The following is a 17,860-nucleotide window of genomic DNA, read 5'->3' on the forward strand; positions in this document are numbered from 1 at the left end:
CCGGCTCCTGGGCTGCAGTGATGTTGCACGACGGGGGTGCGGTATGCCGGCGCGGGCCACCGGTGGGATGGCGTGCCTCTCGTGTGTTGGGTGGGCGGTGTGGCCGATATTGCGCTACCTCTACATATTTTCTACATTTGGCCAAAGGTCTCTGATGTGATGTAAGTCACATGGGTGATGCTGGGTATGGCGCAGCCGTTTGTGTGGGTCGATTGACGTGGAGTTCGCCTCGCTGTGAATTGCGAAAGTGACATTCCGTAATACTCGTGGACGGTATGTAGGTATTGACTGCATGGTGACTGTCGATCAAGATCCAGGCGATCGTCTTTATCAAGTCCTTATGGCGCGGCTCGGCCCTTTCTCCAGGGTCTGCGTCAGCGTGCCTTGAAGAGGTGGCGACATGCGGATCTGGCGGCGGTTACGCACGACGATGCTGGTCATCGCGGTGGCGATGGCGGTGGTGATCTCCGGATTGGGGGTGCCGGACAACCTCGTCGTCCCCGCGGCGGCGTCGGTGGGGGCGCCGGACCCGGAGACGTCGGTGGACGGCCGCCCGGTGGCGAAAGCACAGGTGGCCAAGGGGGCGGAGGAGTCCCAGCCGGAGGTCGACCGCAAGGAGCCGGTATGGCCGAAGCCGGGGAAAGCGGAGGTGGATCCGGGCGAGAAAGCGGTCGCGGCGGGTGCGCTGCCGGTGATGCTCTCCGAGCTCAAGGGCGCCGCGGACGTCGGCAAGGTGAAGGTGGAGACGCTGCCCGCCGACACCGTACGCAAGCTCGGCGGGGTGGGCATCGCGGCCCGGCTGACCGGTGAAAGCGCCGGCAAGGTGCGGGCGGAGTTCTCCTACGCGGGCTTCCGCGACGCCTACGGCGGCAACTTCGCCACCCGCCTGCAGGTGCTCCGAGTCCCGGCGTGCGCACTGACCACGCCCCGCCCACGCGATTGTGTGGTGCGTCCGCAGCAGGTGAAGGCGTACAACGACGTCAAGACCGGCACGCTGACCGCCGACCTCGACACCGACCCGGCCTCCGGCAAGGCGGCCCCGCTGACGCTCCCGAAGAGCCAGACCGGCAAGGACACCAAAGCGGCCGACGCCCGCGCGGCGCAGGCGTTCACCTCGGGGTCGGTGTACATGCTGGCGGCAGGAATGACGGGCCCGGACGGCAACTTCGGCGCCACCGACCTCAAACCGTCCGGCACCTGGCAGGCGGGCACCTCGGGCGGGGGCTTCTCCTACGACTACCCGCTGCCGGAGGCGGCGTCGCCGGTGGGCAACGGGCCGAACCTGTCGCTGCAGTACGACGCCTCGTCGGTGGACGGCGAGGGCCACTGGACCAACAACCAGTCCGGTGTGGTGGGTGTGGGCTGGAGCCTGTCGGCGGGGTTCATCGAGCGTAAGTACAGCCGCTGTACGGCGCGGAACGAGTATGACGAGGAAGCCAACCTCATCTGGTATGCCGACGAGAACGGCCCGTACGGCCCGGCGGTGTGCTGGGAGTCACCGGACGAGCGGGCGAACGACGTCGCCAAGGACTACACGCAGTCGGAGCTGGTGCTGAATCTGGCCGGCCGGTCGGCGTCGATCGTCAAGGACCGCACGTCCGGGGCGTGGAAGACGGTGCCGGACTTCGGCTGGAAGATCGAGCAGCTGACCGGCGGCGCGGACGGCCTGGAGTACTGGAAGGTCACCTCCAGCGACGGCCAGGTGCACCGCTTCGGCTACACCAAGGACGCCCAGTGGCAGCTGCCCTACATCGGCAACCAGTCGGGCGAGCCCTGCTCGGGCCGCTACTGGAACAACGACATCCCGCCCACCTGCACCGGCGTGTGGCGGTGGAACCTGGACCAGTCGATCGACGCCAACGAGAACGTCATCGACTACACCTACGAACGCGAGACCAACTACTTCTGCATGCCGGGCTGCAACTACGAGGTCTACGTGCCGCTGCCGTACGACCGGGGCGGCTTCCTCAAGCAGATCAGTTACGGCCACAACACCCAAGTAAGTGGCAGCACGCCGACCTCGCGGATGACGTTCACCACCTCCGATCGCGGCGGCCTGGACGTGCCGTCGGACCTGACCTGTGGCCCGACCTGCGCTACCAACAACGCGATCGCGTTCTACTCCACCCGCAAGCTCGACTCGATCCTCACCGAGTCCAAGAACCCCACCAGCGGCGCGTGGGAGCCGGACACCCGCACCGACTTCCGCTACCGATGGATCTACACCCGCACCGACTTCGGCCCCGCCTACGACCCGGTGTTGTGGCTGGACAGCGTGCAGCAGACCGGCCTGGCCGGCACGACCTCGCAGAAGCTGCCGCCGGTCAGCTTCGACGCGACGATGGTCGCGGGCCGGATGGACTACGACAACTGGTCGGACTGGACCGACTTCCTGTCCTGGCGCATGGTGCCCCGCGTGGCCGGGATCGGCAACGGGATGGGCGGCCGGATCGAGGTCACCTACGGCCAGGCCGACCCGTGCGGCGGCGGCAAGGGCCGCGACGGCACCAACTACTTACCCGACGCCACCGGCGACTGCTACCGGGTCGACTACGACTACAACGAGGAGACCGGCCAGGAAAGCTGGGGCCGCTTCTTCAAGCAGCTGGCGATGAAGGTGGTCGAGCGTGACCTGGTCGGCGGCTCGCCCGACATGGTCACCAGCTACGACTACCTGGGCGGCCCGCGCTGGACCAACCCGGTCGCCTTCGCCCAGCCCGACCTCGCCCCGGCCGGCAGCGACTGGCGCGGCTATGGCACCGTCCGCACCACCCGAGGCTCCGGCAGCGACCCGAACGGCTACACCGTCACCTCCGACACCTTCTACCGCGGCATCGACGGTGCCACCATCACCACCTTCGAGGGCACCACCGCCACCGACTCCCGCGCCCTGCAAGGCCAGCTGCTGCAGGAGCAGACCTGGAAGCTGACCGCCACCGACCCGCGCGCCTACACCGAGGCCGAATCCACCCGGTATGAGTACCAGGTCGCCGCCACCGGCACCGGCCCTGGCGTCCTGGACCCGGCCTTCGTGCACCGCACCCGCGAACGCACCCGCGAACTGGTCACCGGCGGCACCTGGCGCTGGAGCGACCAGCGCACCGTCTACAACGGTGACGGCCAGCCGACCACGGTCAACGACTACGGCGATACGTCCGTCACCACCGACAACACCTGCACCAGCATCACGTACGCCCGCAACCCGGCCAACGGCATCACCAGCCTGCCCTCAGTGGCCGAGAAGCGCTCCGGCGACAGCTGCACCAGCGGCACGCTGATCGGCAAGTCCATCACCTTGTATGACGGTGGCACCGACCCGGCCACCAACACCCCGTCGGACGGCAACGTCACCGAGACGCGTTCCTACGCCAGTGCGACGTCGATCTCGGTCACCAAGGGCACCTTCGACGAATACGGCCGCCCGCTGACTGCCACCGACGCCATGGGCAAGGTCACCACCACCACCTACCAGCCCGCGGTGGGATGGCCGTACCAGGGAGTCACGGTCACCAACCCGCTCGGCCACACCGTGACCACCACGTCCTCGCACCGGAATGGCCTACCCACCAAGCTGGTGGACGCCAACAACAAAACCACTGAGGTCGGCTACGACGCACTCGGCCGCGCGTCGGCGCTTTGGGAGCCCGGTCAGCCACGCAGCACCCCGACCGCGACCGTCGCCTACGACATTCCCTTTGACGGCAACCTTGGCCAGCCCAACGCCCCGGCCAAGACCACGCTGCGCAAACTGCTGCGCGGCACGACGTACCTGTCCACCTACAGCTATGAGGACGGCTTCGGCCGGCCGCGCGAAACCCAGACTGAATCGCCGGCCGGTGGCCGCGTGGTCCAAATGACCACCTACGACGCTCGCGGCCTCGAGACTGCGTCCTCCCAACCGGTGCACAACACCGGAGCCCCCGGCAGCGGCTTGCTGAACCCGTCATTGACCGCGCTCCCGTCGTGGACCAAGACCGTCTACGACAGCATGGAGCGCCCGACTGCGGTCATCGACTACCACCTGGCCACCGAGTTTCGCCGCACGACGACCGCCTACCCCGGCTTAGACCGCATCGAGGTCGTTCCTCCGGTGGGCGGTAAGACCGTCACTGTCTCCGACGTCTTCGACCGCACCATCAAGACTGAGGAGTGGAAGGACGGCACCACCCACCACGACACCACCTACACCTACAACGCGGCCGGCGGCCTCTCCAAGATCACCGACGCGAACGGCAATGTCCGCACGTTCACTTACGACTGGCTCAGCCGCCGCACGGCGGCCACCGACCCCGACGCCGGGTCGTCCTCGTACGGCTACGACGCCGCAGGCCGGCCGGCCTGGACCATTGACGGCAACGGCGGCAAGGTCTCCACTGTCCACGACGATCTGGGCAGGCGCGTCAGCCAATGGGCAGGTGAGCCGCAGACGGGAACCAAACTCGCTGAATGGACTTATGACTCCGTTGCCAAGGGGCATCCCACGGCCGCCATTCGCTACGTCGGCTCCAGCGCCTATGTCGATGCCATCACCTCGTACGACAACTCCTACCGAGCGACCAGCACCAAGTTGAGCATTCCGGCCGCCGAGGGGGCGCTGGCGGGCGAGTACGAGTTCACCGCAAGCTACGACGCGGCCGGCAACCTGATCCGTCAGGGCATGCCCGGCAAGGGCGATCTGGCATCCGAGACGCTCACTTTCGGTTATACCGACCTCGGGCTGGTCAAGGACCTTACCTCCGACTACGGCGGTGGCACCACCTACGTCAAGGACACGGTCTTCTCGGCCACCGCCCGGCTCAACGAGCGCTCCTACGGTGCCAACTCCCAGGTCAAGCGCACCTACACCTGGGACGAAGGCACTGGCTGGCTCAGCCGTCTCACTACGACCTCCGGCTCGCAGATCGCTCAGGACGACACCTTCACCTACAACAAGGGCGGCCAGCTCACCCGCATCCAGGACACACCGGCCGGTCAGTATGAGTGCTTCGGATACGACGGCCTCGACCGGTTGACCACTGCCTTCACCACCGCCAGCGCCACGTGCACGGCCAGTGACGGCCAGGGCATCGACCCGTACAACCAGTCATTCACCTACGACGCGGTCGGCAACCTCCAGACCATCACCGACAACGGCGTCACCTCTACCTACGGCTACCCGGCGCCAAGCGCCTCCGCGACCCGGCCCAATGCCGTCACCTCCATCACCCGCCCCGGCCGTACCGACACCTACGGCTACGATGCCGCCGGTCAGCTCGTCGCCCGCACGGTCAACGGCAAGCAGTCCACGTTCTCCTGGAACGCCCTGGGGCAGATGGACAAGGCCGTCGTCAACGGCGCCGAGACGTCGATGGTCTACGACGCCGAAGGCGAGCGGCTCATTCGCCGCGACCCCGACGGTTCCTCCACCCTCTACCTCGGCGGCATGGAGGTACGGGCGACCAGTGGCATCGCCAAGGCCACCCGCTACTACTCCGGTCCCGATGGCGCCGTGGTCGCGATGCGGACCTCGGCTGGCATCCAGTGGCTGGCCTCGGGCATGCACGGGTCCACTCAACTCGCCGTGGACGACAGCACAGGTCAAGTCTCCCGCGAGCGCTACCTTCCCTACGGTCAGCGACGCGGAAGCGATGATCTGCCCTTTACCGACAGGGGGTTCCTCGGCAAGGTCGAGGACTCGGCCACCGGCCTGAATTACCTGTCAGCCCGCTACTACGACCCCGCGATCGCCAAGTTCGTGTCCACGGACCCGCTCCTGGACTTGACCAAACCGCAATGGACCAATCCCTACTCTTACGCCGGCAACAATCCCGTGGGTGCCTCCGACCCCACGGGGTTGAAAGTGATCGACGACGCGGGCTCCGCTGACGCGTGTGCCAAGCCCAAGAGCGTCGCATGCAAGGTCAAGCGCAAGCAGGAGGCCGACGCCGCCCTGCGCGCCGCCCAGGCCGAAGTGCAACGGCAGCTCAAGGCGCTCATCGACGCCGTCCTGGCCATCGCGAAGATCGCGGCCGACGAATTGGGCATCACCGCCGGAATCAAGTGCTTCACCACCGGAGACCTGGGAGCCTGCGGAGAGACCGCACTCAACATTCTCGGCTCGCTGGCAGGCGGCCTCGCGGGCAAGCTCGCGGTGAAGTACGCCCTGCCCTGGAAGTGGAAGAAGGCTTACGAACTAGGCAAACGCGTCTGGAAGCATGCCGGCGACGCCATCAGCGCCTTCAAGAACTGGCTCGCCGCGAAGGACAAGCTCAAGATCGCCGAGCGAGTCAGGGAAGCGGCGACCAAGGAATTAGGCGACTGCAACAGCTTCGTTCCCGGGACCTTGGTCGTGATGGCTGACGGAAGCACCAAGCCGATCGAAGACATCGACGTGGGCGATCATGTCCTTGCGACCGATCCGGAAACGGGTGAACGGTCGGCCCAGCCCGTGCTGGCCCGTATCACCGGTGAGGGCGCCAAGAACCTTGTGCGGATCTCGGTCCGGACCGAGGACGGCTCAGGAGTGGTGATCGCGACCGCCGAACACCCGTTCTGGGTGGAGGATCTGAAGGCATGGGTGGGCGCCACCCGGCTGTCGCCGGGCATGTGGCTCAAGACCGGAGCCGGTACGCACGTCCAGGTCGCGGCGGTCGCCAAGTGGACCAGCGCCAAGCAGGACGTCTACAACCTCACCGTCGCGGGCCCGCACACCTACCACGTGGCGGCGGCGAGCACCGACGTCCTGGTTCACAACAACAACCCGTCGTGCGACCTCGCGGCGGCGATGAAGCGGGCCCTGGCGAAAAAGGCCGGGTTCAGCGGGGTGGGCGAGCGACTGCTCGTCGACGAGAACCTCTCACCCGGTTTGGCCGCCTTCCTGCGGAAGCAGGGATTCGACGCCCGGAGTGTCCAGGAGATGGGCCTCAAGGGCGCGAAGGACCCAGAACTCGCTCGGCTCGCCGAGCAACTCGGGGCGAAGGTGGTGACTCGGGATCGCGGACGGCAAATGGATGGCGGTTTTGGACGGAACGCGATCCAGATAAACTCGAAGATTAATAGTTTCGCGGCGATCCTGAGGATCATTACCGGCAAATGACAGGCATTCCCGGCCACGCCGGCCCGAACGTATCCGAGCTTTCCGCGATCCACCGGCGGTGGATCGCGGAGCGGCATCGGCGTACCGAGGATCCCGATTATCGGGAGGAGTGGTACTACGAGCAGTGCGGCAGTTGCCGGTTCTGGTTGCCGCTGTCCGGGGAACTGGGCAGAGACTACGGCGCGTGCGCGAACCCGGCTTCACCCTTCGACGGCCGGGTCCGTTTCGAGCATGACGGGTGTGAGGCGTTTCAGGAGGCGGGAGCCTGGTCCACGCCGGAGGATCACGAGGCTCATCGGCGGTGGAGGCTGTACCTGCACGCTCTGGACGGTATGGACGAGCGCGGCCTGGTGTTGCTTCGCGATGCCCTCGCTGCGGAGCCTGACCGGGAGATGGCGCTGGCCGTGGTTTTGCGTGCGCTGGAGGCGGTAGGCGCGAGTGAGCGGCAGGAGTGGATCGAGCTCGTGCCGCCGGGGCAGGACCGGGAGCATGCTGAGTCACGAGCAAGAGATCTCGACTTCTTGGCGGGCGGACCGAGGGGTGTGCCCGACGATTGGTCGGACTGGATGCAACAACGGCTGGCGGCGACGAGTTCGGACCTCGCGATGCTGGACATCCTTGCCCAAGCGGGGCGCACAAAGCGCATCAGGCGGATGGCCGCCGAGCGCAGACAGGCGATGGGCGGTCCATGATCTTCCCAGCAGGGCGGCAACTGCCGCGATCTTCTGCCGTAACCCCGGGTACGGCGCCCAGGAGCTTCCACGGTCGCGATGCGGCCCTGGCCGAAGTCCGCCTTCGCAGCCATGCGTGCCCGAGAACGTGCGCCATCCGCAGGATTCCCGGCTGCGGCGGCGAGGTGTCGCCGGCCCTTCTCGAGAACCCGCAACACGTCGATGCTGATGGCGCCCGAACCGCTCACGTCCACTCGCAGCATCACCGCAAGCCGCAACCCTGCCCCTCGTAGCGTGCGCCCTTGATAAAAGGAGCTCTCCTCGCTGGTCGGCGGGTGCTGCTGCTGCCGCGCGTCTGGTTGCGGTCCGATTCTCGAGTCAGTGTGGAGACCGAACCGGGCGTTCGACGCGGGTGGGGTTGCCGCGTACGAGTTCATCGTGGATGCGCCAGCGGGCGGTGGTGACGGCCCGCTCTGCCGTCTCGTCGCCGTGTTCGATGCGCTGTCGCAGCAGCCGCATGGCGATGCGGCGGTTGAGGTGGAACTGCCGCTCGGTGTCGACCACGACGACGATCCCTGTGGGGCGGTGGGTCGCTCGTACGGCCGTGCTGGCCTTGTTGCGGTGTTGGCCGCCGGGGCCGCCGGTGCGGCAGGCGACGATGTCGACGTCTGCTTCCGCGAACGTCGTGCGCGGGGTGTCGAGCCGGCACGGTTGGGCGATGACGTACCAGTTCTTTCGACTGGTGTTGGCCCGGTATGGGCTGGGTGCCTGCCAGCACAGGGTTCCGCTCCACGAGGCGGCGAACGCCTCGGCGCCGGCACCTGCGATTCGGATGAGGACCGATCGGTAGGTGCCGGACCGGTCACCGGGAACGGTTTGGACCCGATGGATCTGCAGATTCTGCCGGGTGGCGTCGGCTTCCAGGCGGCACAGCAGCTGGGCCAACGCCCAGGCACACTCCTGCGGGCCACGCCCGGCCGACAGGAGCAGGTGGACGCTCACGGACGCCCCCGCCGCTTGCGGCGCTGCTCCCTGCGCGGCGTGGACGCGAGGTCGGGCGTTTTGTAGGTGACCAGAGGGATCGTAGCGGCCACGGGCGTGGCCAGGTCGTGGTCGACGAGGTCGGCGATCACCTGCTCGATGCGCTTGTAGGCCGTGGGCGCCTCTTCGAAGAGCAGCTGGCGGTCGCCGCATACCACCAGCGACCCGACCGGTGTGCGGCGCAGCTCCTCGACCGTGTGCTTGGCCCGTCCCCGGCGCAGGGCGTCCGCGCGTGACATCTTGCGGCCCGCGCCGTGCGCCACGGAATGGCCGGCGTCCGGCCCGGCGTGGGCGGCCACGAGGTAGGAAGGGGTGCCTCGCGTACCGGCGATGAGCACGTCGCGGCCGTCACCCGGTGCCGCCCCCTTGCGGTGCAGGTAGATCCCGTCGCGGAGCTCGACCAGGTTGTGGCACTGGTCGACGATCGGCTCGGTGGGCTCGGCCCCCAGGGCATGGGCGACCCGGGCGGCCAGCAGCCGCCGGTTGAGTGACCCCCAGCGTACGGCGTCGTCATGCATCGCCAGGTAGGAGCCGGGATCAGGGGCAGGGCCGGCGCCGTGGGCCTCGGTGTGCGCCCGCAGGATCCGTTCGCCCAGCCCTCGGGAACCGCTGTGGACGATGAGCACCAGGTCGCCGGCGGCGAGCCCGAGACGGCTCGAGTGGCCGGGCTCGAAGACGGTCCCGATCCGCGCCAGCTCGACGAAGTGGTTGCCCCGGCCGACCGTCCCGAGGCCTTCGACGTGACCGGCGGGGATATCGCCCTTCACCACGGCCCAGGCGGGATCGTCGGCATCCTGCTCGGGGTCCAGCGCGCGATCGAGATCGGGGAAGCGGGCGGCGAGCTTCTCGGGTACGGCGCGCTTGAGCTTGATGGGGAACACGGCGATGCCGCAACCGATGTCGGAGCCCACCAAGAACGGGTACAAGATGGTCGACGCCATGGCGGCGCCGATGGGGGCGCCCTTGCCGGGGTGCAGGTCCGGCATGGCGGCGACGTGCATCATGCCGTCGAGGGCGGCCACCTGGTGGCACTGCGCGACGGCATCGGACTCGATCCAGCTTGTGGGGGAGGCGAACACGGTGACGGTGGCCGACCCCATGGCCTGGGTGGACGGCAGCGGGGACTCCTGCCGGGAGTGTTGCTGAGACAAAGACGCTCTCTTCGCTGAACGGGGTATGGGCGGGCGGCATCACGGCGCGGGCCGGCGCCGTGGCATCTCGAAGTAGCGGGGTGCTGTCCGTCAGAGCCTCATGGACACCACATTCTCTGATCCCTGCCGTGCGATGCAAACGATTTTCAGCTGAGGCCAGGGCGGATGAGTGGATCCCTTCCGACGCTGCCGGAGTTCGCCATGCCGTCGGCAGGACCACGCGCAGATGGCCTCACCGGAGCGTCCCGCGTCCATGATTCCAGGGGATTGACACTGATGAGACGCACGTCATACCCGGCTTCCTGTCACACATAGCCCGGGCTACCCGGTCAACCGTGTGTAGAGCCTCGGCCTCATCGCCGTCATCAACGCCTGCAACCGCATCGATGTCATCAACCAGCAGCCTTGATCACTAGCCTGGCCAGTTCGGCCAGGACCAGATCGCCCCGACACGGCCCAAGACAGACCAGGCCATTCCGCACAAGACCCGACGCGGCGAGCCAGAGCGATCCAGCGTGCCCGCGAGGCCCCTTTCCCTCTGCTTCGCTGCTGCGACCTGAAGGAGAAGACACATGTCCCAGCCTCTCCCGTTCGTCATCGATCCCACCGGTGCCGACCGGCATGCTGAATACCAGGCCCTGCGGGCTCGTGGCCCGGCCACCCCCGTGGACATCCTCGGCCTGCGCGCCTGGGCAGTCACCGACCCCGCTGTCCTCAAGACTCTGCTCACCAGCCCCGATGTCTCCAAGAACGGCCGCGCTCACTACCCGGCCTTTCAGCAGACGATCAGCACGTGGCCGCTCGCCCTGTGGATCGAGGTGCAGAGTATGTTGACCGCATACGGCGCCGACCACCGCAGGTTACGGCGGATGGTCGCGCCCGCCTTCAGCGCACGCCGTATCGCCGAGCTGAAGCCGACCATCCAATCCCTGGTCACCGAGTTGATCGACGACCTTGCCGCGCTGCCCCCCGGCCAGGTGGTGGACCTGCGCGAGCGACTGGCCTACCCGCTGCCCATCGCCGTGATCGGCCACCTGATGGGCGTACCAGAAGACCAGCGGGACGATTTCCGGCAGCTCGTCGACAACGTCTTCGACAGCACGCTCACGCCTGAACAGGCCAAGACCAACACCGCACGCCTTTTCGAGGCCACCGACCAGCTGATCGCCACCAAGCGCAGCGACCCCGGCGACGACATGACCTCCCTCCTCATCGCGGCACGCGACGAGGAGTCGGACGGTACCGGCTTCACCGATGTCGAACTGCGCGACACGATGATTCTGATGATCAACGCCGGATACGAAACGACCGTCAACGTCATCGACCAGGCCGTCTTCGCGATGCTGACGTCCCCCGACCAGCTCCACCTCGTCCGCACCGGCCAGGCCGCCTGGGAGGACGTGGTAGAGGAAACCCTCCGCGCCGAGCCCGCTATCAAGTACTTGCCGCTGCGCTTCGCCGTGACCGACATCAAGCTGCCCGACGGACAGGTCATCGCCGCGGGAGATCCCATCCTCGCCGCCTATGGGGCCGCCAACCGTCACCCGGACTGGCACGGGCCGGACGCCGACACCTTCGACGTCACCCGCAAGGTGAAGGACCACCTGGCGTTCGGCTACGGCGTGCACTTCTGTCTCGGCGCTCCTCTGGCCCGCCTCGAAGTCGCCGAAGCCCTGCGTCAGCTCTTCGAGCGTTTCCCCGCTATGTCACTCGCGGTACCGGCCGGCTCGTTGCGGCCGGTACCCACTCTCATCAGCAATGGTCACCAGGGACTCCCCGTGTACCTGCGCGTCGCCGAGTAGCATGGCCGGCCGTCGGCCCTGACCGTCAAACTGAAACGTACGCGGACAAAGGCCGGCTCGGCGGAGCTTACGAGTGCCAACATGCCGCTTGAAACGCGCGGATGAGGTTTACGGCAGGCGTACTGTTCAGGGCGTTGTCACACATCGGGGCGCTGTCTGGTCTGAGCTGGTGCACGGCCGGATCCGAGCCGGCCACTGTTTCGCGAAGGAATCCTGATGAGCACGGATCACGCTCACGCGCACCACCTCGAGAACCCCGACAAGAGCGGGCCGCCGCCGAAGATCGACGTGGTCGCCACCGTGCCGGGCGCGCCGCCTGCGCCGGAGGGTGCCGAGGCGATGACGCTCCTGGTCACGTTGCCACCGAACAGCCCTGGCGCGCCGCCTCACCGGCACTCCGGGCCTGCGTACGGGTACGTGGTCAAGGGCGCCGTCAACTTCGAGCTCGAAGGCGAACCCGTACGGGTGGTCCGGGCCGGTGAGGCGTTCTGGGAGCCTGGCGGGGACGTGATCCACTACCAGGACGGCAACCACCTCGCCGAGGAGGAGTCGGCGTTCGTGGTGACGATGTTCTGCGCGCCCGGGCAGCCGATGTTGATTCCGGTCAGCCCGGAGGAGTTGGAGGCTCGGCGAGACCGTCGCGCGCCACAGTCATGACCAGGGTTTCGTTGACTGCGCTCGTTCGCGATCTGCTCTCGCTCGCCCGTGAGGCGGACAGTGGTCGAAGCGCCGGCACTGTCCACGGTGGACACGATCGTTCGTTGCGGCAGACCGTGATGGCGTTGCGGCAGGGCGAGCACATGCACGAACACGAGCATCCTGGCGAGGTCACGGTGCACGTGCTGCACGGGCGGGTGCGGCTTGTCGCCGGGCCTGACTCGTGGGACGGGCTGCCCGGTGATCTGCTGGTCATGCCCGAACGCCGCCACCGTGTGGAGGCCATGGAGGACTGCGCGTTCCTGTTCACCACCGCGCGTTGAAAGTGAAGAAGGCGGGAACCGGGTTCGGTTTCCGCCTTCAGCTTTGTCCGATGAAACTCCGCCCCCGAAGACCCGCGGCGGATGTCGCCGCTCATGAATCGCCAATGTCTCAGATAGGATCTGGCGCGCCAAAGGCACCATGCATCGGTAAACCCCAGCGGAGGCGACACCGTGACAGAGACCGCGCCGCTGCGGGGACGGCATCGAGAGTTGGCGGAGCTGGACACGCTGGTGGACCGTGCCCGCGCCGGTCACAGCGGCGCGCTGGTCGCCTCCGGCGAGGCCGGCATCGGCAAGACCGCGCTCTTGGAGCGCATGGCGGCACGCGCCGCGACCGACGTCCGGGTCGAGCGCATCGTCGCGTCGGAGTCCGAGATGGAGCTGGCCTACGCCGGCTTGCAGCAGTTGTGCGGGCACATGATGAGCTCGGCCGGGCGCCTGCCTGCCCCGCAGCGCGAGGCGATCGAGGCGGCGTTCGGCCTGCGCCAGGCCTCCGCCCCCAGCCCGTTCCTCGTCGGGCTCGCACTGCTCGGGCTGCTCACCGAGGCCGCGGGCGACCGGGCGCTGCTGTGCATCGTCGACGACGCGCAGTGGCTCGACGAGGCCTCGGCGCGCGCTGTCGCGTTCGCCGCCCGGCGTCTCGACGCCGAGGGGATCGCGATCGTGCTCGCCATGCGCACGGTCGACGAGGTGTTCGCCGGGCTTCGGCAGATGGTCGTCGAAGGGGTGGGCGACGACGACGCGCGCGAGCTCCTGCGCCTCTCGGCGCCCGGCGGCCTCGACCGGCGGGTGCGCGACCAGCTGATCGCGGAGGCGCGCGGCAACCCGCTGGCGCTGCGGGAGCTGCCCCGGTCGCTGAGCCCGGCCGAGATCGCCGGCGGGTTCGCTCTCATCGGCGCGATGCCGTTGGAGAGCCGCATCGAGCAGAGCCTGGTCGCGCAGCTCGAGCCGCTGCCCGAGTCGGCGCGCCTGCTGTTACTGCTGGCGGCTGCGGACCCGACCGGCGATCCCGGGCTGCTGTGGCGTGCGAGCGCGGCACTGGGACTGGGCCTGAAGGACTTCGACGCCGCCAAGGACGCCCACGCGCTCGTCGTCGGCACGCGCGTCGGCTTTCGCCATCCACTCGTGCGGTCGGCGGTCTACCGGTCTGCGTCGCCGCAGGACCGGCGGCGCGTCCACGCCGCGCTGGCCGACGTCACCAGCGTCGATCACGACCCGGATCGCCGCGCATGGCATCGTGCCAGCGCGACGCTGCACCCGGACGAAGAGGTCGCCGCTGACCTCGAGCGGTCCGCGGTGCGTGCGCGGACCCGCGGCGGCGCGGCCGCCGCTGGTGCGTTCCTGGAGCGGGCGGCGGAGCTGACGCCTGAGCCGGTCCGCCGCGGGCACCGGCTGCTCGCGGCCGCCGAGGCCAAGCACGAGGCGGGCGCGCCCGCAGCCGCCCTGGGCCTGCTCGACACCGCCCGCGACCATCCCCTCACCGCATTGCAACAGGCGCTCGTCGCCCGGCTGCGCGCCCGCGCCGGATACGCACTGCGGCGCGACAGCGGCGGGCCGCAGCTCCTCCTCGCCGCGGCGCAGGGCCTCGAAGGGCTCGACGCGGTGCTCGCCCGCGACACCTACATCGAGGCGCTGGCGGCCGCGATCTACGGCGGTCGGCTCGGTGACGCCGAGCAGGTGGCCGCCATCTCGAACGCGATCCTGGAGGCGACGACCGCCGCCGAGGAGTCCGACCGCGCGCGGGACCTGATCCTGCGCGGCCAGGCGCTGCTCGCCGCCAAAGGGCAGGAGGCCGCGCTCGAGACCCTGCGCCTGGCGCAGCGCGCTTTCCTCGAGCAGGCCCCGGACTCTCTCGAGCTGCACTGGATGTGGTTCGCCTCCCGCGCCGCGCAGGACCTCTGGGACGCCCGCGGGCTCCGCGCGCTCGCCGATCGGCAGGTCGAGCTCGCCCGCGCCCAAGGCGTCGTGACGGTGCTGCCGATCGCCCTCAGCCTGCTGATGCTGGCGCAGACGGTCGACGGCGACCTGGACGCGGCCGAAGCCTCCTGCGACGAGATCGACGCCATCAAGGACGTCACCGGCCACCCGCTGCCGCCGTACGGGCGGCTCTTCCTCGCAGCGTACCGAGGGCAGGCCGGCGAGACGGAGCGCCTGGCCGAGCAGATCCGACCCGACGCGCTCGCGCGGGGCGAGGGCTACGGGCTGAGTGCGGTCAACTTCGCGAAGGCCATCCTCTACAACGGCCTGGGGCGCTTCGCCGAGGCGGTGGCCTCCGGTCGCCGTGAGCTGCCGTACACGCACGAGCTGAACCACGCGATGCGCACGCTGCTCGAGCTCGTGGAGGCGGCCACACACACCGGCGAGCATGTGCTCGCCGAGGAGGCGTTCGAGAAACTGGCGAGCGTCACGCGGACGGTGGGGACCAACTGGGCGTTGGCCGTGCTGACGATGGCGGAGGCGCAGCTGCGCGAAGGCGACGAGGCCCAGGCCCTGTACCGGGATGCGATCGAGCGATTCGAGCGCGAGCGGATTCCGATCATGGTGGGGCGCTGCCGCCTGCTGTACGGGGAGGAGCTGAACCGCCGGGGCCTGCACGCCGATGCGCGCGAGCAGCTCCGGGCCGCGTACGAGCTGTTGTCCGGCATGGGCATGAACGGCTTCGCCGAGCGCGCCGCACGCGAGCTGAGCGCGAGCGGCGAGACCTTGCGCGTGCGCGCGCATGGGTCGGCGGCGCAGCTCACCGACCAGGAGCTCAATGTGGCGCGCCTGGCGCGCGAAGGACTCACGAACCGGGACATCGGCGCACGGCTGTTCATCAGCGCGCGCACCGCCGAGTACCACCTGCGCAAGGTCTTCATGAAGCTCGGCATCAGGGGGCGCGCCGAGCTGAAGACCGCGCTCGCCGAGCTCGACCACGCGGCGCCGGGCACCGGAAAGCCCATGGGCACGGGACCGATGGCCGGGCCCTGACCGCCCCCCTCGAAGATCCGGATAGCCGCCCTCGCATGATGCTCGCCGCGATCCGAAGGGATGCGCGGTCGCAAGGCCTCGGGGTACCGGCTCTGGCGCGCAAGGTTCACCGAGGCGGCCCAACGGCCTCCACGGGTTGTGCGGGGGATTCGATGATGACAGGGCGCAGGCGTACCGAGATCGCGAAGGCGGCGGCGACGGCTGCCATGCCGATGCCGGCCCACAGGTTGGCGTTCACGTCGCCGGTCTTGGCCCGGTTCGCGGCCGAGTCCATGACGAGCCCCATGATGATCAGCACGGTGCCGTAGAAGCCGATCAGTCCGGCGATGACGACGCGGATGTCGAAGGCGCCGGCTTTGCGGGGTCCGGCGTTTTCGCCCGCGGCGCCCTGCCGGCTCGTGGCGGGCTGGTCGTTGGTCATGTACCCGGCTCCATTCCAGTGAAGAACGGTGGTCATCGGAAGATCACGTTGAGGGCGGTGACGAGCACCAGGGAGATGCCCGCGAGCTTCGCCGGCGCCCGGTACCAGGGCAGGCGGCTCGCCGCCGGATCGGTGCGCCGTTCCTTGGGCGTCTCCGAGAAGACGAGCCCGCTCAGCTCGCTCACCGGCTTGGGGGCGGTCACCAAGCTGACCAGGATGCTGACGGCGATGTCGACGACGAACGCCACGCCCGCGGACACGAAGGCCGCTCCCTGCCCGGGCAGATGGATGACGTCCAGCTCGTTGAGCAACCAGACGGCGACCGCGCCGAGCGTCCCGGACACCAGCCCCACCCACCCCGCGGTCGCGGTCATCCGCTTCCAGAGGATGCCGAGGATGAAGGTGGCGAACAGCGGGGCGTTGAAGAAGCCGAACAGGGTCTGGAGGTAAGTCATCAGGTTGCCGTAGCCGGCGGCGATGAACGCGGTGCCGATGGCCAGGAACGTCGCGCCGACCGTGGCCCACCGGCCGACTTTCAGGTAGTAGCCGTCGGAGCGGCCCTTCTTCACGTACTGCTGCCACAGGTCGTAGCTGAAGACGGTGTTGAAAGCCGAGATGTTGGCCGCCATGCCGGCCATGAACGCGGCGAGCAGGCCCGTCAGCGCGATGCCCAGCAGCCCGGTGGGGAGCACGTCGCGGATGAGCAGCAGGATCGAGTCGTTGTACGTGATGCCCGCACTTTGATCGCCCGCCTTGAGCTGCACCACCTCGGGCACCAGCACCCCCGCGATCATCCCGGGGATCACCACGATGAACGGGATGAACATCTTCGGGAACGAGGCGATGATCGGCGTGCTGCGCGCGGCCGACATCGAGTTGGTGGCCATCGCCCGCTGGACCTCGACGAAGTTCGTCGTCCAGTAGCCGAAGGAGAGCACGAAGCCCAGGCCGAAGACGATGCCGATGACGGACAGGACGGAGCTGCCGAACCCGGCCAGTTCGTTGCCCGGCCACGAGTTGAGCTGCTGCGCGCCGCCCCCTACGGCCGTCCGCACCCTGTCGACCAGGCCGCCGACACCGCCGACGCGGTGCAGCCCGATGAGGGTGAGCGGCAGCAGCGCGGCGACGATGACGAAGAACTGCAGGACCTCGTTGTAGATGGCCGCCGACAGCCCGCCGAGGGTGATGTAACTGAGAACTATGGCGGCGGCGAGGAGCAGGGCCACCCACAGCGGCCAGCCGAGCAGGCCGTTGACCACCGTGGCCAGCAGGAACAGGTTGATCCCCGCGATGAGCACCTGGGCGAGGGCGAAGGTGATCGCGTTCACCAGGTGCGCCCGTGCCGAAGCGGCGGCGCATGAACTCGGGGACGCTGCGTACCTTGGAGCCGTAGTAGAAGGGCATCATCACGATGCCGAGGAACAGCATGGCCGGGACGGCGCCGATCCAGTAATAGTGCATGGTCGGCATGCCGTACTCGGCGCCGTTGGCCGACATTCCGATGACCTCGACGGCGCCGAGGTTGGCCGAGATGAAGGCCAGCCCGGTGATCCAGGCGGGCAGCGACCGCCCCGACAGGAAGAAGTCGAGACTGTTGGAGACCCTCCGGCGCGCGGCCACTCCGACCAGCAGGACGACGGCGAAATAGACGAAGATCAGCGCATAGTCGACGAGTTCGGCGCCGATCCTCAGGGGGTTGTCCACGGGGGTTCTTCCTTCCCGGTCAGGGGACGCGCTGTGCCGGGCGTG

Annotated in this window: 10 protein-coding genes and 1 pseudogene; 6 read left to right on the top strand and 5 right to left on the bottom strand. The window is 68.4% G+C overall.

Translation table 11 applies throughout. The features are described from left to right. The first annotated feature begins 400 nt into the window (after positions 1-400). Both ACIBX3_RS35155 and ACIBX3_RS35160 read left to right on the top strand, forming a co-directional pair. Complete coding sequence (locus ACIBX3_RS35155; RefSeq protein WP_397124696.1) at positions 401-7,075, top strand: DUF5615 family PIN-like protein; 6,675 nt, start codon at positions 401-403, stop codon at positions 7,073-7,075. Beyond that, the gene (locus tag ACIBX3_RS35160) at positions 7,072-7,767 is read left to right on the top strand and encodes a DUF3027 domain-containing protein (RefSeq protein ID WP_397124698.1); all 696 of its coding nucleotides are present in this window, start codon (positions 7,072-7,074) and stop codon (positions 7,765-7,767) included. Before ACIBX3_RS35155 ends, ACIBX3_RS35160 begins: the two co-directional genes overlap by 4 nt. A 357-nt stretch (positions 7,768-8,124) precedes the next feature. Here ACIBX3_RS35160 and prfH read toward each other — a convergent pair whose 3' ends face one another. Both prfH and ACIBX3_RS35170 read right to left on the bottom strand, forming a co-directional pair. Beyond that, positions 8,125-8,748, bottom strand: coding sequence for a peptide chain release factor H (gene prfH / locus ACIBX3_RS35165; RefSeq protein WP_397124700.1), 624 nt, complete (start codon positions 8,746-8,748; stop codon positions 8,125-8,127). Next, the gene (locus ACIBX3_RS35170; RefSeq protein ID WP_397124702.1) at positions 8,745-9,938 is read right to left on the bottom strand and encodes an RNA ligase RtcB family protein; all 1,194 of its coding nucleotides are present in this window, start codon (positions 9,936-9,938) and stop codon (positions 8,745-8,747) included. Before ACIBX3_RS35170 ends, prfH begins: the two co-directional genes overlap by 4 nt. A 572-nt stretch (positions 9,939-10,510) precedes the next feature. Between ACIBX3_RS35170 and ACIBX3_RS35175 the strand changes: the two genes are divergently transcribed. From ACIBX3_RS35175 to ACIBX3_RS35190, 4 genes are all read left to right on the top strand, one after another. Then, positions 10,511-11,740 carry a cytochrome P450 gene (locus ACIBX3_RS35175; protein ID WP_397124704.1) on the top strand — a complete coding sequence of 410 codons (1,230 nt, stop codon included), beginning with the start codon at positions 10,511-10,513 and terminating at the stop codon, positions 11,738-11,740. Between the two features lie 216 nt (positions 11,741-11,956). Next, entirely contained in the window at positions 11,957-12,397 is a 441-nt protein-coding gene (locus tag ACIBX3_RS35180) for a cupin domain-containing protein (protein ID WP_397124706.1), read from the top strand. 104 nt (positions 12,398-12,501) lie between these two features. Next, positions 12,502-12,720 (top strand): hypothetical protein, encoded by a 219-nt coding sequence (locus ACIBX3_RS35185; RefSeq protein ID WP_397124708.1) that lies wholly within the window; start codon positions 12,502-12,504, stop codon positions 12,718-12,720. A gap of 171 nt (positions 12,721-12,891) precedes the next feature. Beyond that, positions 12,892-15,690, top strand: coding sequence for an AAA family ATPase (locus tag ACIBX3_RS35190; RefSeq protein WP_397124710.1), 2,799 nt, complete (start codon positions 12,892-12,894; stop codon positions 15,688-15,690). A 106-nt stretch (positions 15,691-15,796) separates the two neighbouring features. Here ACIBX3_RS35190 and ACIBX3_RS35195 read toward each other — a convergent pair whose 3' ends face one another. From ACIBX3_RS35195 to ACIBX3_RS35205, 3 genes and pseudogenes are all read right to left on the bottom strand, one after another. Then, positions 15,797-16,111: a hypothetical protein gene (locus ACIBX3_RS35195; RefSeq protein ID WP_397124792.1), complete on the bottom strand. Its 315-nt coding sequence runs from the start codon at positions 16,109-16,111 to the stop codon at positions 15,797-15,799. A 32-nt stretch (positions 16,112-16,143) separates the two neighbouring features. Next, the gene (locus tag ACIBX3_RS35200) at positions 16,144-17,439 is read right to left on the bottom strand and encodes a Na+/galactose cotransporter (RefSeq protein ID WP_397124712.1); all 1,296 of its coding nucleotides are present in this window, start codon (positions 17,437-17,439) and stop codon (positions 16,144-16,146) included. A 70-nt stretch (positions 17,440-17,509) separates the two neighbouring features. Then, positions 17,510-17,815, bottom strand: a pseudogene (locus ACIBX3_RS35205) (Na+/galactose cotransporter); the annotation flags it as partial. Positions 17,816-17,860: the final 45 nt, after the last annotated feature.

The sequence above is a fragment of the Nonomuraea sp. NPDC049480 genome (genome assembly GCF_044465905.1).
Classification (GTDB): domain Bacteria; phylum Actinomycetota; class Actinomycetes; order Streptosporangiales; family Streptosporangiaceae; genus Nonomuraea.

Excerpts from the sequence above, each read along its gene's own strand:
- ACIBX3_RS35155 (WP_397124696.1), top strand. The coding sequence starts at position 401 with ATGCGGATCTGGCGGCGGTTACGCACGACGATGCTGGTCATCGCGGTG.
- ACIBX3_RS35160 (WP_397124698.1), top strand. The coding sequence starts at position 7,072 with ATGACAGGCATTCCCGGCCACGCCGGCCCGAACGTATCCGAGCTTTCC.
- ACIBX3_RS35175 (WP_397124704.1), top strand. The coding sequence starts at position 10,511 with ATGTCCCAGCCTCTCCCGTTCGTCATCGATCCCACCGGTGCCGACCGG.
- ACIBX3_RS35180 (WP_397124706.1), top strand. The coding sequence starts at position 11,957 with ATGAGCACGGATCACGCTCACGCGCACCACCTCGAGAACCCCGACAAG.
- ACIBX3_RS35195 (WP_397124792.1), bottom strand. The coding sequence starts at position 16,111 with ATGACCAACGACCAGCCCGCCACGAGCCGGCAGGGCGCCGCGGGCGAA.